Source organism: Kribbella ginsengisoli (genome assembly GCF_039537185.1).
In the GTDB taxonomy this organism is placed as follows: Bacteria; Actinomycetota; Actinomycetes; order Propionibacteriales; family Kribbellaceae; genus Kribbella; species Kribbella koreensis.
The window spans coordinates 80,113-97,710 of the sequence record NZ_BAABAA010000009.1 but is presented as its reverse complement, the minus strand read 5'-3'; the positions used below and the strand labels follow the sequence as shown (position 1 = coordinate 97,710).

Annotated in this window: 11 protein-coding genes; 10 read left to right on the top strand and 1 reads right to left on the bottom strand. The window is 67.5% G+C overall.

The features are described 5' to 3' along the window. Window positions 1-84 precede the first annotated feature (84 nt). The 9 genes from ABD768_RS29520 (at window position 85) to ABD768_RS29480 (ending at window position 12,997) form a co-directional block, all read left to right on the top strand. Window positions 85-1,506 (top strand): family 2B encapsulin nanocompartment shell protein, encoded by a 1,422-nt coding sequence (locus tag ABD768_RS29520; protein ID WP_344846096.1) that lies wholly within the window; start codon window positions 85-87, stop codon window positions 1,504-1,506. A 3-nt stretch (window positions 1,507-1,509) separates the two neighbouring features. Further along, complete coding sequence (locus ABD768_RS29515) at window positions 1,510-3,744, top strand: terpene synthase family protein (protein WP_344846093.1); 2,235 nt, start codon at window positions 1,510-1,512, stop codon at window positions 3,742-3,744. Next, window positions 3,741-5,129: a family 2B encapsulin nanocompartment shell protein gene (locus ABD768_RS29510; RefSeq protein ID WP_344846091.1), complete on the top strand. Its 1,389-nt coding sequence runs from the start codon at window positions 3,741-3,743 to the stop codon at window positions 5,127-5,129. The genes ABD768_RS29515 and ABD768_RS29510 overlap by 4 nt, the downstream gene beginning before the upstream one ends. Before the next feature lie 10 nt (window positions 5,130-5,139). Next, a complete protein-coding gene (locus ABD768_RS29505; RefSeq protein ID WP_344846089.1) occupies window positions 5,140-6,192 on the top strand; it encodes a family 2 encapsulin nanocompartment cargo protein polyprenyl transferase in 1,053 nt (350 codons plus the stop codon). A 39-nt stretch (window positions 6,193-6,231) separates the two neighbouring features. Beyond that, window positions 6,232-7,167, top strand: a complete 936-nt coding sequence (gene ispH, locus ABD768_RS29500) for a 4-hydroxy-3-methylbut-2-enyl diphosphate reductase (RefSeq protein ID WP_344846087.1) — start codon at window positions 6,232-6,234, stop codon at window positions 7,165-7,167. A gap of 86 nt (window positions 7,168-7,253) precedes the next feature. Then, entirely contained in the window at window positions 7,254-8,387 is a 1,134-nt protein-coding gene (ispG, locus tag ABD768_RS29495; protein WP_425558460.1) for a flavodoxin-dependent (E)-4-hydroxy-3-methylbut-2-enyl-diphosphate synthase, read from the top strand. Beyond that, window positions 8,384-9,151: a bestrophin-like domain gene (locus tag ABD768_RS29490; protein WP_344846085.1), complete on the top strand. Its 768-nt coding sequence runs from the start codon at window positions 8,384-8,386 to the stop codon at window positions 9,149-9,151. Before ispG ends, ABD768_RS29490 begins: the two co-directional genes overlap by 4 nt. Then, window positions 9,148-10,443: a DUF6923 family protein gene (locus ABD768_RS29485; protein WP_344846083.1), complete on the top strand. Its 1,296-nt coding sequence runs from the start codon at window positions 9,148-9,150 to the stop codon at window positions 10,441-10,443. The genes ABD768_RS29490 and ABD768_RS29485 overlap by 4 nt, the downstream gene beginning before the upstream one ends. A 4-nt stretch (window positions 10,444-10,447) precedes the next feature. After that, on the top strand, window positions 10,448-12,997 hold the full coding sequence (locus ABD768_RS29480; protein ID WP_344846081.1) for an ATP-binding protein: 2,550 nt from the start codon (window positions 10,448-10,450) through the stop codon (window positions 12,995-12,997). Between the two features lie 1,752 nt (window positions 12,998-14,749). On the opposite strand, the gene ABD768_RS29475 is transcribed toward ABD768_RS29480, so the two are convergent. Continuing rightward, entirely contained in the window at window positions 14,750-16,798 is a 2,049-nt protein-coding gene (locus tag ABD768_RS29475) for a phosphocholine-specific phospholipase C (RefSeq protein WP_344846078.1), read from the bottom strand. A gap of 148 nt (window positions 16,799-16,946) precedes the next feature. Here ABD768_RS29475 and ABD768_RS29470 point away from each other — a divergent pair, with 148 nt between their 5' ends. Beyond that, a complete protein-coding gene (locus ABD768_RS29470; RefSeq protein ID WP_344846075.1) occupies window positions 16,947-17,570 on the top strand; it encodes a histone deacetylase in 624 nt (207 codons plus the stop codon). The last annotated feature ends 28 nt before the right edge of the window (window positions 17,571-17,598 follow it).

Here is a 17,598-nt window from a genome sequence, read left to right as displayed (position 1 = left end):
GCCTGCGCCGGTCCACCCGCCGGCAGGTTTCCCCTGCCCGAAAACCGGGCCACAACGAACCGCGAACGAATGGTGGTGGGTAGTGTGACTTTGACCGAGCCGGCCTCGTCGGACGTCAATGCCAATGGGCAGAAGTCCCAGCTGAGCCTGGGGACCGCGGCAGCGCGCAACCTGGCGACGACGACCAAGTCCGAGCCGCAGATGCAGGGCATCACCTCGCGTTGGCTGCTGAAGCTGCTGCCCTGGGTCGAGGCCAAGGGTGGTGCCTACCGGGTGAACCGGCGGCTCAGCTACGCCGTCGGCGACGGCCGGGTCACCTTCACGACCAACGGCGCCGAGGTCCGGGTGATCCCGCAGGAGCTGTGCGAGCTCGCGCTACTGCGCAGCTACGACGACGTCGAGGTACTGTCCGCGCTCGCGGATCGCTTTGTGCAGCAGGAGTTCCAGCCCGGCGACGTGATCGTCGAGCGCGGCCGCCCGGCCGACCAGATCTGCCTGATCGCGCACGGCAAGGTGAACAAGATCGGCGTCGGCCAGTACGGCGACGAAGCGGTGCTGGAGACGCTGATCGATGGCGACCACTTCACCTACCGAGCGATCCTGGAGTCGGACGACTTCTGGGAATTCACCATCAAGGCGATCACCCCGTGCACGCTGCTCACCCTCACGCAGGACGCCTTCGAGGAACTCGTCGGCCAGGCCGACAGCCTGCGCCAGCACATCGAGCAGTTCCGCAACAGCCCCGAGCGCGCCAAGAACGAGTTCGGTGAGGCGGCGATCGAGATGGCGGCCGGCCACGCGGGCGAGGCCGACCTGCCCGGTACGTACGTCGACTACGAGACGACTCCGCGCGAGTACGAGCTGAGCGTCGCCCAGACCGTCCTGCGGGTGCACACCCGGGTCGCGGATCTCTACAACCATCCGATGGACCAGACCGAGCAGCAGTTGCGGCTGACCATCGAGGCGCTGCGTGAGCGGCAAGAGCACGAGATGATCAACAACCGCGACTTCGGCCTGCTGCACAACGCGGACCTGAGCATGCGGATCCCGACCCGCAGCGGCCCGCCGACGCCGGGCGACCTGGACGAGCTGCTCAGCCTGGTCTGGAAGGAGCCGGCCTTCTTCCTGGCGCACCCACGCTCGATCGCCGCGTTCGGCCGGGAGTGCACCAAGGCCGGCATCTACCCGGACAGCATCGACGTCGGCGGTCACCGGCTGCCCGCCTGGCGCGGCGTACCGATCTTCCCGTGCAACAAGCTCGGGATCAGCGACACCAGGACCAGCTCGATCATGTTGATGCGCACGGGGGAGGACAGCCAAGGCGTCATCGGCCTGCACCAGACCGGTCTGCCGGACGAGTACGAGCCGGGGCTGTCCGTGCGCTTCATGAACATCACCGAGAAGGCGATCATCAACTACCTGGTCAGCGCCTACTACTCCACGGCCGTTCTGGTCCCCGACGCGCTCGGCATCCTCGAGGGCGTCGAGATCGGCCGGGAAGGCTGAACCATGGCGCAGCCCTACCAGCTGCCCGACTTCTATGTGCCCTACCCGGCCAGGATCAATCCACACCTGGAGGGAGCCCGGGCGCACAGCAAGGCCTGGGCCTACGAGTTCGACATGATCGACGTTCCGCAAGCAGGCAAGGCGATCTGGGACGAGCGCGACTTCGACTCGCACGACTACGCGTTGCTGTGCGCGTACACCCATCCCGACGCGACCGGTCCGGCGCTGGACCTGGTGACGGACTGGTACGTCTGGGTCTTCTACTTCGACGACCACTTCCTCGAGCTCTACAAGAAGACCCAGGACATGGCCGGCGCGAAGGCCTATCTCGACCGGCTGCCGTTGTTCATGCCGGTGGAGGGCCCGATCACGCAGACCCCGGAGAACCCCGTGGAACGCGGGCTGGTCGACCTGTGGAACCGCACGGTCCCGTCGATGTCACCGGGCTGGCGGCAACGATTCATCGGTACTACGGAAGCCCTGCTGGCCGAGTCGCTCTGGGAACTCACCAACATCAGCGCCGGCCGCGTCGCCAACCCGATCGAGTACGTCGAGATGCGTCGCAAGGTCGGCGGGGCGCCGTGGTCGGCCAACCTGGTCGAGTACGCCAGCAATGCCGAAGTACCGGTCGAGATCGCCGGGACCCGGGCGATGCAGGTGCTCAGCGACACGTTCTCCGACGCGGTCCATCTGCGCAACGACCTCTTCTCCTACCAGCGCGAGGTGGAGACGGAGGGCGAGGTCAACAACGGCGTCCTCGTCGTGGAGCGCTTCCTCGGCTGCAGTCCGCAAGAGGCGGCCGAGGTCGTCAACGACATCCTCACCTCGCGGCTGCACCAGTTCGAGAACACCGCGGTGGCGGAGATCCCGCCGCTGCTGGCCGAGAACCTAGTTGGTCCGCAGGGCCAACTCGACGTACTGAACTACGTGAAAGGCCTGCAGGACTGGCAGTCCGGCGGTCATGAATGGCATCTGCGATCCAGTCGGTACATGAACAACGGCGGCAAGGCAGCACTAGGCGGTCCGACGGGAATTGGCACGTCAGCCGCACGCATCCTTCAGTCGCTCGTTGCGACCGCGCCGTACCGGATCAGAAGCCACACCTTCACCCCGTTTCAGCCGGTGGGGCCGACGCCGCTACCGGGCTTCTATATGCCGTACTCCGCCAAGCGCAGCCCGCACCTGGACGAGTCGAGGGCCCATCTCCGCGAGTGGGCTGCGGAGATGGGCCTGCTCGACGGCGCCGTCTGGGACGCCGACTACCTCGAGGCGAACGACCTCCCGTTGTGCGCGGCGGGAATCCATCCTGACGCGTCGGCGGAGGCGCTGAACCTTTCCTCGGACTGGCTGGCCTGGGGGACGTACGCCGACGACTACTACCCGATCGTCTTCGGGCGGACCCGCGATCTGGCCGGCGCGAAGGCGACGACCAAACGATTGTCCGACCTGATGCCGATCGAAGGCGCGGCCGCGACGGCTCCGGTGACACCGCTGGAACGGAGCCTCGCCGATCTCTGGGTCCGGACGGCCGGCCCGATGACTGTCGATCATCGGCGGGACTTCAAGGCAGCCGTCGACACGATGACCCAGAGCTGGCTGTGGGAGCTGGCGAACCAGGCCCAGAACCGGATCCCGGACCCGGTCGACTACATCGAGATGCGCCGCCGGACCTTCGGCTCGGATCTCACCATGAGCCTGTGCCGGATCGGTCACGGGCGGACGGTACCGCCGGAGATCTACCGGTCCCGGCCGATCCGGGCGATGGAGAACGCCGCCGCCGATTACGCCTGCCTGCTGAACGACGTCTTCTCGTACCAGAAGGAGATCCAGTTCGAGGGCGAGTTCCACAACGCAGTCATGGTCGTGCAGAACTTCCTCGGCTGCGACCGGGACAAGGCGCTCGGCCTGGTCAACGACCTGATGACGGCCAGGATGCAGCAGTTCGAGCAGCTGGTGGCGGTCGATCTGCCGACGCTGTTCACCGACTTCGGGCTGGACGAGAAGGTCCAGCGCACGCTGCTCGGGTACGCCGAGGAGCTGCAGAACTGGATGTCCGGAATTCTCGTCTGGCATGCCGGCGTCGATCGCTACCAGGAGCCGACGCTGCTGGCCAGGGCCGGCGAACCGGTCAAGAAACTCCGGCTTCTCGGCGGTGCCACCGGTTTCGGTACCTCCGCGGCTCGACTCCCCAGACCACGGCACCTCGTTGGTGCGAGCAGAATGGACGGTGTCTCGTGACGGCGATCGATCAGGACAAGCCGCAGCTGAGTCTTGGGACCGAGGCCGCCAGGCAACTGGCGACCACCACCAAGTCGGCGCCGCAGATGCAGGGCATCTCGCCCCGGTGGCTGCTCAAGATGCTGCCCTGGGTGGAGACGCAGGGCGGCGCCTACCGGGTCAACCGCCGGACCAGCTTCGCGGTCGGCGACGGACGGCTGAGCTTCTCGGCCACCGGTGCCGACATCCGGGTGATCCCGGCCGAGCTCACCGAGTTGCCGCCGCTGCGGGACTTCGCCGACGAGGATGTGCTGACCGCGCTGGCGGGCCGGTTCTACCAGGTCGAGTATCAGCCGGGCGATGTGATCGCGGAGTTCGGCAGCCGGGTGGACGACGTCGTACTGATTGCCCACGGCAAGGTCGGCAAGGTCGGGATCGGTGAGTACGGCGACGGTACCGACCTCGGAACCGTTGCCGACGGCGACTATCTCGGTGAGGGGCTGCTGACCGAGCCGCCGGAGAATCTCTGGGAGTACACCGCGAAGGCGTTGACCCAGTGCACGGTACTGAAGCTTCATCGCAACGACTTCAACAACCTGGTCGAGCAGTCCGAGTCGCTCCGGCAGCATCTCGACGAAGTCCGGCAGCGGCCGAAGCGGGCACAGAACAAGAACGGTGAGGCCGCGATCGAGCTTGCCTCCGGGCACGCCGGCGAGGACGATCTGCCCGGCACGTTCGTGGACTACGACCCAGCTCCGCGGGAGTACGAACTCTCCGTCGCGCAGACGATCCTGCGGGTGCAGACGAGGGTCGCGGACCTCTACAACAACCCGATGAACCAGACCGAGCAGCAGCTTCGGCTGACCATCGAGGCGTTGCGGGAGCGGCAGGAGTCCGAGCTGATCAACAACCGCGACTTCGGCCTGCTGCACAACGCCGACTTCCAGCAGTGCATCTACACCCGGACCGGTCCGCCGACGCCCGACGACTTCGACGAGCTGCTCACCCGGCGACGGAAGCCGCGACTGCTGCTGGCTCATCCGCGGGCGATCGCGGCGTTCGATCGCGAGTGCACGAAACGGCACGTCATGCCCGAGACCGTCGAGGTCGACGGCAAGCGGGCGCAGGCGTGGCGCGGCGTACCGCTGCTGCCCTGCAACAAGATCCCGATCTCCAGCACGAACACCACCTCGGTACTGGTTCTGCGCACCGGGCTCGACGACGAAGGTGTCATCGGCCTGCGGCAGACCGGGCTGCCCGACGAGGTCGAGCCCGGCCTGAACGCCCGCTTCATGGGGATCAGCGAGAAGGCCATCAGCTCGTACCTGGTCAGCACCTACTACTCGGTGGCTGTGCTCGTCCCGGACGCGCTCGGCGTTCTGGAAAACGTCGAACTCGGTGGATGAGGAGCATGTCATGTCCACTCTCCAGCACGCGAGCCAAGCCGCGGGTGCCGGCCGGTCTGCCCAGCAACTCCTGGCCTGGAGCCGCGATCAGGTCGAGCCCGCACTTCGCGCCGCGGTCGGAAGCATGCCGCTGGCAACTCAGCGGATCACCAACTACCACTTCGGCTGGGAGGACGAGGAGGGAGCTCCAGCCAACGCTGACGGCGGCAAGGCACTCCGCCCCGCGCTGGTACTCCTGGCTTCTCAGGCCGTTGGCGGTACTGCGGAAGCTGCGGTTCCAGCTGCGGTAGCGGTCGAGCTGGTCCACAACTTCTCACTGCTGCACGACGATGTGATGGACTGCGACCTGACCCGGCGGCACCGGGCGACGGCCTGGTCGGTGTTCGGGCTCGGGCCGGCGATCCTCGCTGGTGACGCGTTGCTCAGCCTGGCGTTCGACGTACTGGTGGACAGCGGCAACTCGCGTGCGGACGAAGCGGCCCGGATGCTGGGTGCTGCGGTTCAGGAGCTGGTCGATGGGCAGCTGTCGGACTCGCACTTCGAGACTCGCGATGACGTGGTGCTGTCGGAGTGCGTGCGGATGGCTCAGCTCAAGACGGGTGCGCTGCTCGGGTGTTCGACGGCCCTCGGCGCGCTCTTCGGTGGCGGTCGGACGGAGCAGGTCGATCACCTGCGGTTGTACGGAGAGGATCTCGGGCTCGCGTATCAGTACGTCGATGACCTGTTGGGGATCTGGGGGGACCCCAAGGTCACGGGCAAGCCGGTGCATTCGGATCTGCGCCGGCGGAAGAAGTCGCTGCCTGCGATCGCGGCGCTGACCTCGGAGACCGAGGCCGGTCGGGAGTTGGCGGTTCTGTACCACCGCAAGAACGAACTGTCCGACGACGAGCTGGCGCGCGCGGCGGACCTGATCGAGGCAACCGGAGCACGGGAGCAGAGCCAGCTCCAGGCCGACGCTCTGCTGACCGACTCGTTGGGCGAACTGGCCTCGGCTCGGGCACTCGAGCCGGCTGCCGGTGAGCTGGAACAACTGGCCAGATTGGCCACGCGCCGCGATCGCTGACCTTGCCCTACAGCCGTGGTCTTTTCGAAGGGGGGAATCGTGACGACACGCACCATCCTGCTGGCTTCGCCGCGCTCGTTCTGCGCCGGTGTCGAGCGGGCCATCGAAGTGGTCGAGCAGTTGCTCGACCGGCGCAGTCATCCGGTCTACGTGCGCAAGCAGATCGTGCACAACACCCACGTCGTCGCTGAACTGGAGAGCCGGGGCGCGGTCTTCGTCGACGAGCTGGACGCCGTACCGGACGGCGCGACCGTCGTCTTCTCGGCCCATGGAGTGTCCCCGGCGGTCCGCAGTGAGGCGGACCGTCGGGGGCTTGATGTCATCGATGCGACCTGCCCGTTGGTCACGAAGGTGCATGCCGAAGCACGCCGGTACGCCGCTCGTGGGGACACGGTGATCCTGATTGGTCATGCGGGGCACGAAGAGGTCGAGGGGACGATGGGGGAGGCGCTCGACCGGACAGTGCTGGTCGAGACGGTCGAGGACGTTGCCCGGCTGGAGGTGGAGGATCCTTCGCGGGTCTCCTACCTGACCCAGACGACGCTGGCGGTGGACGAGACGACGGCGATCCTGGATGCCTTGCGCAACAAGTTCCGGGGTCTCAAGGGACCCGCGGAGGCCGACATCTGCTATGCGACGACGAATCGGCAGGAGGCGCTGGCCGCGATCGCGGAGGAGTCGGACCTGGTGCTGGTGGTCGGGTCCACCAATTCGTCCAATTCGCGCCGGCTGGTGGAGCTGGCGCACAAGCACGGCACCCCGGCGTACCTGATCGACGACGCGTCGGGAGTCGAAGTCGACTGGCTCGCCGGGGTGCGCGTCATCGGACTCACCGCCGGCGCCTCCGCACCACCACGCCTCGTCGCCGGCGTCATCGACTGGCTCCGCGAGTTCGGCCCGGTCGAGGTCGTCGAACGAGAAATCACCCAGGAAACAATCCACTTCACCCTCCCGTCCACGGTGAGGAACTCATGACCGCCGTCGACCCCGCTGCTGATCCGGCGGCGCGGCGGGTCACGGCGGCGCCGCTCGGGCGGGCCGGCTCGGTAGTCACGCTCGGCATGCCGAGCATGCCGGGCGCGGCAATCGCCGCGCCGGGCTCGCCACCCGCCGCGCAGCGGCGCGCTTCGCGCGCGCTGGCTGTTGGCAGCGTTGCGGTTGGCGGCGGCGCACCCGTCTCGGTGCAGTCGATGACTACGACGCCGACCTCCGATGTCGAGGCGACGTTGCGGCAGATTGCCGAGTTGACGGCGGCGGGGTGTCAGATCGTTCGGGTGGCGGTGCCTTCGCAGGACGATGCGGATGCGTTGCCGGAGATTGCTGCCAAGTCGGGGATTCCGGTGGTGGCGGACATTCATTTCCAGCCTGGGTACGTGTTCGCGGCGATCGACGCGGGGTGTGCGGCGGTACGGGTGAATCCGGGCAACATCCGCAAGTTCGACGACCAGGTGCGGGAGATCGCACAGGCGGCGTCGGCGGCGGGGGTGCCGATCCGGATCGGGGTCAATGCGGGGTCGCTGGACCAGCGGCTGCTGGCGAAGTACGGGAAAGCTACTCCGGCAGCGCTGGTGGAGTCGGCGTTGTGGGAGTGCTCGCTGTTCGAGGAGCACGGGTTCACCGACCTGAAGATCTCGGTGAAGCACCACGATCCGCGGGTGATGGTCGCCGCCTATCGCGAGCTGGCGGGCAAATGTGACTACCCGTTGCACCTCGGAGTGACCGAGGCAGGACCGCTGTTCCAGGGGACGATCAAGTCCGCCGTGGCGTTCGGCGTACTGCTGGCGGAAGGAATCGGCGACACGATCCGGGTCTCGCTGTCGGCGCCGCCGGTCGAAGAGGTGAAGGTCGGCATCGGCATCCTCGAGTCGCTCGGCTTGCGACCGCGCCGGCTGGAGATCGTCTCCTGCCCGTCCTGCGGTCGCGCGCAGGTGGACGTCTACAAGCTGGCCGAGCAGGTGACGGCCGCGTTCGAAGGCTTCCCGGTACCGCTCCGGGTGGCCGTGATGGGCTGCGTCGTCAACGGACCCGGCGAGGCGCGGGAAGCAGATCTCGGGGTGTCGTCGGGCAACGGCAAGGGCCAGATCTTCGTGAAGGGGGAGATCGTCCGGACCGTCCCGGAGAGCCAGATCGTCGAGGCGCTGCTCGAGGAGGCGATGAGCCACGAGTGGCCGGTACGCAGTGAGGACGACGCATGAGTCTTTTGGTGAGCGGTCTGTTCTGGGTGGTCGGGACGATGGTGGTGACCGCCGTGCTGGCGATCGTCCTGCGCCGGGCCCGGCAACGGGAGGGACGCGAGGCGAACAACGAGGTGGCCGGCCAGGTCTTCACGGTCGTCGGTGGGGTGAACGTGGTGATCGCGGCGTTCGTGCTGATCTCGTTGTTCGACGCGACGGACAAGGCGCAGGACACGACGTACCAGGAAGCGAACGCGCTCGTCGCGGTGCAGTGGGCGAGTGAGTCGCTCGCTCCGGCGGATCGGGCCAAGGTCCAGCAACTGACTCATTCGTACGCGACCGTCGTGTCCGAGCAGGAGTGGCCGGACATGCAGGCGGGCCGGCCGGTCAGCGCCGAGGGGTGGACGGTGCTGACCAACCTGCAGACGATCGTCGAGCAAGCGAAGACGACGACCGAGCGGCAGGAGAACAGCCGGGTCGACGCGGCGGCACAGGTCTGGAACGTCTACCAGGCAAGGCAGGTGCGGCTGAACTCGGCGGGCAGCGGGGTCAGCTCGGTCGTCTGGTTCGCGATCATGGTCGGCAGCGTGATGTCGGTCGCGCTGATGTTCATGTTCGGCGGGCCGGGGCTGTACTCGTACGCGATCATCGTGTCGATGCTGTCCGGCGCGATCGGGCTGCTGCTGTTCGCGATCTACCAGCTGCAGAACCCGTTCAGCGGTGGCGCGAGTGTGGGGCCGGACGCGTTCATCTCCGCCCTGGCCAGGCTGAGTCACGGCGGATGACGATGGTCCGTCCCTTGATTGCCCCGCTCGCCGGCGTACGCCCCGTACTGCGTGCGTCGGCGGGCGTGGGTGCCTTCGTCCTCGCTTGCCTGACCACCGTGCTGGTAGCGGGATCGTCGGAGGCTGCGGCCGATTGCTCGATGCTGCAGTTCCAGACGCCGGGGTACGCCGCTTTGTCGCGGCTGGCGTTGGTGGAGTTGCCGTCTGGTCGGAGTACCGACCTCGGGCGGCTCGACTACCAGATCAACGCGGCCGGGTACTCGAAAGGACAGGACCTGGTCTACGGGATCGTGACCCGGGACAAGTCGGGGTGGTTGCGTCGACGGCCGCACCTGGTGACCGTCGATCGCCGCGGCGCCGTCACCGATCTCGGTCAGGTGAGGGTCGGTGTCGGTGGGGTCGCCGACCCGACTGCCGGGGCGGTGGCGGGGTCGCGGCTGTACCTGCGCGACGGGCATCGGCTGTACACGATGGACATCGATCCGGGGAGTCCGTCGTTCAGGTCGGTGGTCCGGGTGGTGCATCTGTCGTCGGTGCTGCCGGCGTTGTCGGTGGACGACTTCGCGGTGAATCCTTCGGATGGGTTGCTTTACGGGATCTCGACGTCCGGGCCGAAGGCTCGGGTGGTGAGTCTGGATCCTGAGCGGGGGAAGGTGAAGGTCGTCGCTACCGTGCGGGGGATTCCGGGGCGGGATTCGTACAGCTCGGTGGTCATGTCGGGTGGGGTTCTGTACGCCGTGCGCACGGGGTACGGGTTTCGCAGTCAGCTCTATCGCGTAGGGCTGGACGGGGCTTCGAGCGTGCTTGCTTCTTTGCCTGCCGCTGTCGGGTCTGATGCCGCTGGGTGTCTGTACGCCGCACCTCCGCCGCCTCCTCTGCCATCGCCTACTCCGACGCCGCGGCCTACGCCTACGCCTACTCCTAAGCCCAGTCCGAGTCCCACTCCCACACCTACGCCTACTCCCACGCCTAGACCTACGCCGCCTCCCGCTCCGCCTCCTGTGGTGCGGCCTACGCCGACTCCGAAACCCACACCCACGCCTACTCCGACGCCTGCCCCGGTGGCTGATCTGCCGCCTCCGCCTCCGCCCACCCCTACTTCAACGCCCACGCCGACGCCTCGGCCGATTCGGCCGACTCCTTCGGAGATCACCATCGCTCCGCAGAAGGCGGCCACTCCACCTCCGTCCGACCGCACGGTCCAGGTCCTCCGCCGCTGGTCCCTGGCCACGCTGCTGGTCGTTCTGACTGGCGGCGCCACCATGGCCGCCCAACGCCGAATGCACCGGTGAGCTCGTGAAGCTGGTGGGGAGGGAGCACGAGCTCCGTGCCTTGCGTACTGCGGTGCGTGCCGTTCCGGGGCTGGTGTTGGTGGTCGGGGAGGCCGGCGTCGGGAAGAGCCGGTTGGTCGCGGAGGTACAGGGATCCCATCCGGCTCGGTGGCTGATGGGACAGTGCCGGCCGGTGGAGGAGCAGGTCCCGTTGGCTCCGGTGATCGAGGCGATGGGGGAGCCGGTACTGCGCTCCGGTACGCGGCACGCGGTCTTCAGTTCGGTGGTGGAGCAGTTGTCGGGGGGTGGGCCGACGGTTCTGGTGGTTGAGGATCTGCAGTGGGCGGATCCGGGGACGCTGCAGTTGTTGCGGTTTCTCGCGGGGCGGTTGCCGCGGGAGTTCGTGCTGATCGGTACTTATCGTCCGGAGGATGCCTTGCAGGCGGCCGAGATCACGGCTTTGGCTGGTTGCGTTCCGGTGGGGGCGCGGGCGAGCGAAGTACGGGTCGGTCCGTTGTCGGCGGCCGGCGTACAAGGGCTGGCTGCCGAGGTGCTCGGGGTGAAGTCGTTGCCGTTGGCATTGATCGAGGAACTGGTCAAGCGGACTGGTGGGCTGCCGTTCGTCGTCGAGGAGTTGCTTCGGGGTGAGACGTTGGGCAAGGGCGATGCGTTGATCCAGGCCTTGGCTTCGAAGCCGGCGCCGGTTGCGTTGCGGGCGTCGCTGACCATCCGGCTGCAGCAGGTTCCGGACTTCTGCCGGTCGGTGATCCGCGCGGCCGCGGTGCTCGATGCGCCTGTGTCGGAGGCGATCCTGGGCGTTGTTGCTGAGGTCTCCGGCTATCAGCTGACGTCGGCGATGGATACCGGTCTTGCGCGTGGGCTGCTCGGTGAACCGAAGCCCGGCTTGTACGACCTGCGCCACGCGCTCGCTCGGCGGGCGATCTACGAGACGATCCCGCCGGACGAAGTACGGCGTCTGCATCGGCGGGCTGCCGGTGCGCTGGCTGGTCTCGAGCCGCCGGATCATGCTGAGATCGCCTCGCACTCTCGGCTTGGTGGGTCTCTTGGTGACTGGATGATTCATTCCGAACTCGCTGCGGAGCATGCCGCGGGTCGGGGCGATCATGCTGCGGCTGTTGGCCAGCTGATGGAGATGCTTGGGAGTGAGGCGCTGACTTGGGCGGACCGTGCACGGTTGGCGGTCAAGCTCGGGCAGGCTGCGTCGCCTACCGGGGAGCTCTCGGCTGCTGTTGCTGTGATGAGGGGGGTACTGGATTCTTCCACTGTGGCTAGCGCTGGTCGTGGACGGTTGCGGTTGGCGCTGGGGTTGTTGCTGCAGGAGCAGGCGGGCTCGGTTTGTGCTGGGCGGCGGGAGCTGGCGGCGGCGGTCAGCGAGCTTGGTTCTGATCCGGAGTCGGCTGCTTGGGCGCTGTCGGCGTTGGCGGTGCCGACTGCGGGTCCTGAGGCTGTGGGGGAGCAGCGTGGCTGGTTGGAGCGTGCGTTGCTGTTGGTCGGCGAGTATTCGGAGGGGGAGGCGCAACTCGCAGTACGGCGGAATCAAGCTCGCTTTCATTTGGCACTCGGCGAGCTCGACGAGGCCTCAGGTGTCGAGGTCGCGAGCCTGTTGGCGTGGTTGGGGCACGACCGACGCAGTACGGCGTTGCTCGACCGCGCCGCGGAAACCGAAACCCCCTTCACCAGAACAGCAATCGCCGCCATCCGGGCCCGTCTCGACTTCGCCGCCGGCAACTGGACCGGCCTCGCCGACCGCGTGGCCCGGGCTCGCTCGGAAACAACGAACCTGCCCTTCGTCCGTGCCGAGCTGGACCTGGTCGACGGCCGTCTCCATCTAGCCCAAGGCGACCTCGCCGGCGGCAGACAGCTACTCGAGTCAGTCGTCGCTGCAACCGCTCACGGCGGCCCCTGGCCCCTACATGCGGCTGCCCTCGCGGCCCTCCACCGCCATACCGGCGTCCCGTTGGAGGACTGCATCGCCGTCGTAGTCCGCAAGGACGGCTGGTCCTGGGCCGCCGACCTGATGACCTGCGCCCCCACCCATGACCTGGTAGCGAAGTTCGCCGCCGGCATGAACGACCGCGACGCCCCGGCCGCAACCGCCGCCGCTACCTTCGTCCGCGCCGTCTCGGAACAATCAGCAGACCTCTTCACCACCGCCGCCGACCAATACCGCGCAATCGGCCGCCACTACGACGAATGCATCGCCCTGGAAGCCCGCGGCCTCCTTCTCCTAGCTCACGACCAGCCCGCCGACCTGATCTCCGTAGCAAACCTGTACGAAGCCATGAGCGCGAGAGCCGACGCCCGCCGCTGCCGAGAAGCCCTCCGCAACGCAGGCGTCCCCATCACCCCCAAACGAGGCCGCCGAGGCTACGGCAACGCCCTCTCCCCAAGAGAGCTGGAGGTAGCCCGCCTAGCAGCCGAAGGCCTGAGCAACACCCGCATAGCCGCCACCCTCACCCTCTCGGTAAGCACGGTCGAAGACCACCTCTCCCACGCCATGAGAAAACTAGAAATCCACTCCCGCCACGACCTAGCCCCCCACCTAACCCACTAACCAAGTACAGCCTCGTGGCCCTACGCGCCACCTCGGCCAGGCTGGATGCTGACGCGCCAACCCCTGCAACCCAAGCGCGGCTGCTTCCCGCACAACCGCCCGCGGGTACAGCCTCGTGGCGCTGGGCACCACCTCGGCCTCGACCAGATGCTGACAGCACCGACCCCGCCGATCCACAGCAACCCATCGGTCGGCCTTGCCCACCCTCGCGGGCCAGCTAGCACAAGCCTCGTGGCGCTCTACGCGCCACCCCGGCCTCAGGTTGATGCTGATGGCGCCGACTCCGCTGAAGCACTGCAACCCATCGGTCGGCGTTGCCCACCCTCGCGGATCAGCTAGTACAAGCCTCGTGGCGCTCTACGCGCCACCTCGGCTTCAGCTTGATGCTGATGGCACCTGCTCCGCCGAAGCACTGCAACCTAGGGGCGGCTTCTCGTCTGCACCACGCCGCCCGCGTGTACAGCCTCGTGGCGCTGGGCGCCACCTCGGCCTCGACCAGATGCTGACGGCACCGACCCCGCCGATCCACAGCAACCCATCGGTCGGCCTTGCCCACCCTCGCGGGCCAGCTAGCACAAGCCTCGTGGCGCTCTACGCGCCACCTCGGCCTCGGCCAGATGCTGACGGCACCGACCCAGCCGATCCACAGCGACCCATCGGTCGGCGTTGCCCACGCCCGCCTGCGAGTTGGCCTCGTGGCGCTATGTCTCATCGGCCTCGGCCGATACCAACGGCGTCGCCTCCTTCGATCCTCCAGGTGCACCCTGAGCGCTCACCCCGCATCTGCTGCATGCACCGCCCGCCTGCGCACCACCTCGTGAAGCTACACGCAACCTCGGCCGGGGCCGAAGCCGACGTAGCTCGGGCGGATGCTCAGGCGCCGGACCGGCGGCCATGCGGGTCACGCCGGAGTAGTGGTCCTGGGCAGCGCAGGGCAGCGCAATCACTCGCAAGACAGGTGCGGCGGAACTGCGGCATCTCGGATCCGCCAGCCGGGGCAGTCACCCACGCACCCGACAGCCTGGCACCGGTGAGGCATGATGCCGGCACGACCAATGCCAGCCGAGTCGCTCACCCCACACGGCCAGCCGCAGACGGGTTCGGGTGGGCTCAAGGCGCTGGGACGCAACGCGAGTACGGGTGGGGCCATGCGCCGACCCGACCAATGCAAGACGGGTCGCTCACCCCACACGGCTGGCCCGCCCGACGGGTTCGGGTGGGCTCAAGACGCTGGTGCGCAACGCGAGGACAGGTGGGCCGATGCGTCGCCCGAACTGACGCCAGACGGGTCGGTCAGCTCCATGCGGCCGGCAGCCATCAGTTTGGGCGGGCTCAAAACGGTGGGACGCAACGCGAGTACGGGTGGGCCGATGCGCCATCCCCACCGACGCCATCCGAGTCGCTCACCCCACGCGATCGACCGGATGTGGTTCGGGCGGACTCAAGACGGTGGGACGCAACGCGAGTACGGATGGGGGAATGCGCCGGCCGACCAATGCCAGACGAGTCCCTCGCTCCACCCGCTTGGTCGCGCGTGGTTCGGGTGGGCTCAAAACGCCCGTACGCAACGCGAGTACGGGTGGGCCGATGCGCCAGCCCCACCAACGCCATCCGAGTCGCTCACCCCACACGGCCAGCCGCCAACGGGTTTGGGGGGCTCAAGGCGGTGGGACGAGACGCGAGTACGGGTGGGGGAAGGCGCCGGTAGGGTCCTGCCCCGGAGTGGACCGGGGCAGGACCGTCCAACGAGGGTTATGCGGTGATGATGGCGGGATCGCTGACGCCCGCTTCGCCGGTTTCTACGTAGCCTGCGAAGCGCCGCAGGAAGGCGGTCTCAGTGTCGGCTAGGACCGATACGTCGTACCACTGCTTGCTGTGGTGGATGTTGAGTTTGTACTGGGAGGTGCGCCCCTTGAGGACCTTCAAGCGCTTGGGGCGGCCGTCGTACGAGTTGGTCAGGGTGAAGATGACGTCGGCGGCGGAGGAGTTGGTGAGGGTGAAGTCGAGGTCGCCGGTGGTGCCGTTGTGGCGGGCGGTGACCTCCAGGCCGGTGTCGGGCTTGCTCTTGAATGTGCGGAGGAAGCCGTTCGGGCCGTGCACCGTCAAGTCGGTGACGCCACCGGAGTACACGGTGTTCCAGGTGTCGGCGATCGTCTTACCGGCCTCGGTGGTGTAGGTCCACGGGCCGTCCGTCCGGTTCGCGGACGTGATCAGGAACTGGGCACCCGCATCGTTGCCAGAGGCAAGCGTCAGCTGGTACTTCCCGGCAACCGCGGCGCCGTCGACGTACGGTGCATAAGGCAACGGCCTGGTACGCCGTGCGCCGGCCTCCTGCACCGGCATGGTGCCGACCGCCGGGGGCTTCGGCACGTAGCTCGGGTGGACGTCACGGTCCGGCGGCTCGTACGCCGACGTGTCGGGCAACGTGCCTGGGTTGTTGTCCGTCTTGGCGAAATCGAAGGCCGAGGTGAGGTCGCCGCAGATCGCCCGCCGCCAGGGCGAGATGTTCGGCTCGTGGACGCCGAACCGGCGCTCCATGAAGCGGATGATCGACGTGTGGTCGAAGACCTCTGAGCAGGTGAAGCCGCCGGTGCTCCACGGTGAGACGACGAGCATCGGGACCCGCTGGCCGAGTCCGTACGCACCAGCGGCGTACCCGTTGCCGCCGGCGTACAGGTCGGGCTTGACGTCAACGGTCGACAGGCCCTGCGACGCGGACATCGGCGGGTACGGCGGGACCTCGTGGTCGAAGAAGCCGTCGTTCTCGTCGTACGTGATGAACAGCGCGGTCTTGCTCCACACCTCGGGGTTGGAGGTGAGCGCCTCGAGGATCTGCGAGACGTACCAGGCGCCGTAGTTGGCGGGCCAGTTCGGGTGCTCGGTGAACGCCTCGGGTGCGGCGATCCAGGAGATCTGCGGGAGCTGGTCCTTCTGGACGTCGTCACGCAGCTGGGCGAAGAAGCTCTCGCCGGCCTTGGCGTTCGTACCGGTGCGGGCCTTGTCGTAGAGCGGGTCGCCCGGCGCCGCGTTGCGGTAGTTGTTGAAGTAGAGCAGCGAGTTGTCGCCGTAGTTACCGCGGTACGGGTCGTCGATCCAGCCCCAGCCACCGGCCGCGTCGAGGCCGTCGCCGATGTCCTGGTAGATCTTCCACGAGACGCCGGCCTGCTCGAGGCGCTCCGGGTACGTCTTCCAGCCGTAGCCCAGCTCGTCGTTGCCGAGGACCGGGCCGCCGCCGGTGCCGTCGTTGCCGACGTAACCGGTCCACATGTAGTACCGGTTCGGGTCGGTGGCGCCGATGAACGAGCAGTGGTACGAGTCGCAGATGGTGAACTTGTCCGCCAGCGCGTAGTGGAACGGGATGTCCTCGCGGGTCAGGTACGCCATCGTGGTCGATGTCTTCGCCGGGATCCACTGGTCGTACTTGCCGTTGTTGAACGCCCGATGGCCGCCCGCCCAGTCGTGGTTCAGGTCCTGGATGAACTGCAGTCCCAGGTTGTCGGCGTCCGGCCGGAACGGCAGGATCTCCTTCGCGCCGCTCTGCTGGTGGAAGACCGACTTGCCGCTCGGCAGCGTGACGGGCCGCGGGTCACCGAAGCCGCGGACGCCCTTCAGCGACCCGAAGTAGTGGTCGAAGGAACGGTTCTCCTGCATCAGGACGACGATGTGCTCGACATCCTCGATGCTGCCGGTCCGGCGGTTGGCCGGGATCGCGGCGGCCTGCTCGATACTGCTCGACATCGCCGCGAGCGCGGCGGTGCCACCGGCGAGCTGCATGAACCGGCGGCGGTTCAGATCTGGCATGACGGATCTCCTCATCGGGCGGGACGGATGGAGCGTTCAGCACCAGCACTGCATCGGAGGCACCCTAACTGGAACTTCAGGTGGACGGAACATGAAGTTTGTTGTTCATTTCCAACCGACTGCAAGCTGTAACGGACGGAGTTAACGTTTGAGCAGCGTCTGGTACGTCGCCTACGGCAGCAACCTCGCACTGAACCGGTTCCGCTGTTACGTCGCCGGCGGACGCCCGGCCGGCGGCGCGCGCGACTATCTCGGCTGCCGCGATCCGAGCGAGCCGGCCGCCATCCTCAGCCTCCAGATCCCCGGCGGCCTGGTCTTCTCCGGCGAGTCGACGGTATGGACCGGAGGCAGTGCCTTCTACGACCCGTACGCCGATACGCGAGTTGCCGCCCGTGCGTACCTGATCACCACCGACCAGTTCGCCGACGTCGTCGCCCAGGAGATGCGCCGCCCACCCGGCGGCCCCTTCGCCCTGGCTCTGAGCGCAGTCGCCCAGACGGTCGAGACCGCGCACGCGATGGGCCCCGGCCGCTACGAAACGATCACCCGCGTCGGGGTACGCGACGGACTACCGATGCTGACGATGACACATGGCGAGGCGGGGGCGCTCGTGCCGGCGGCGCCCAGTGCGGCGTATCTGCGATGGATCGCCGCCGGGTTGCATGAGGCGCATGGTTGGGATGTGGGCCGGGTCGTTGCCTATCTCGGCGGTGCAGTCGGCGTGCGAGGTCAGTGGAGTCGGGACGAGCTGATCGCGGTCGTGGGGGAGTAGCTCACGCGTCTCATATCGTATGAAAGCC

Excerpts from the sequence above, each read along its gene's own strand:
- ABD768_RS29515 (WP_344846093.1), top strand. The coding sequence starts at position 1,510 with ATGGCGCAGCCCTACCAGCTGCCCGACTTCTATGTGCCCTACCCGGCC.
- ABD768_RS29485 (WP_344846083.1), top strand. The coding sequence starts at position 9,148 with ATGACGATGGTCCGTCCCTTGATTGCCCCGCTCGCCGGCGTACGCCCC.
- ABD768_RS29490 (WP_344846085.1), top strand. The coding sequence starts at position 8,384 with ATGAGTCTTTTGGTGAGCGGTCTGTTCTGGGTGGTCGGGACGATGGTG.
- ABD768_RS29475 (WP_344846078.1), bottom strand. The coding sequence starts at position 16,798 with ATGCCAGATCTGAACCGCCGCCGGTTCATGCAGCTCGCCGGTGGCACC.
- ispG (WP_425558460.1), top strand. The coding sequence starts at position 7,254 with ATGCCGAGCATGCCGGGCGCGGCAATCGCCGCGCCGGGCTCGCCACCC.
- ABD768_RS29505 (WP_344846089.1), top strand. The coding sequence starts at position 5,140 with ATGTCCACTCTCCAGCACGCGAGCCAAGCCGCGGGTGCCGGCCGGTCT.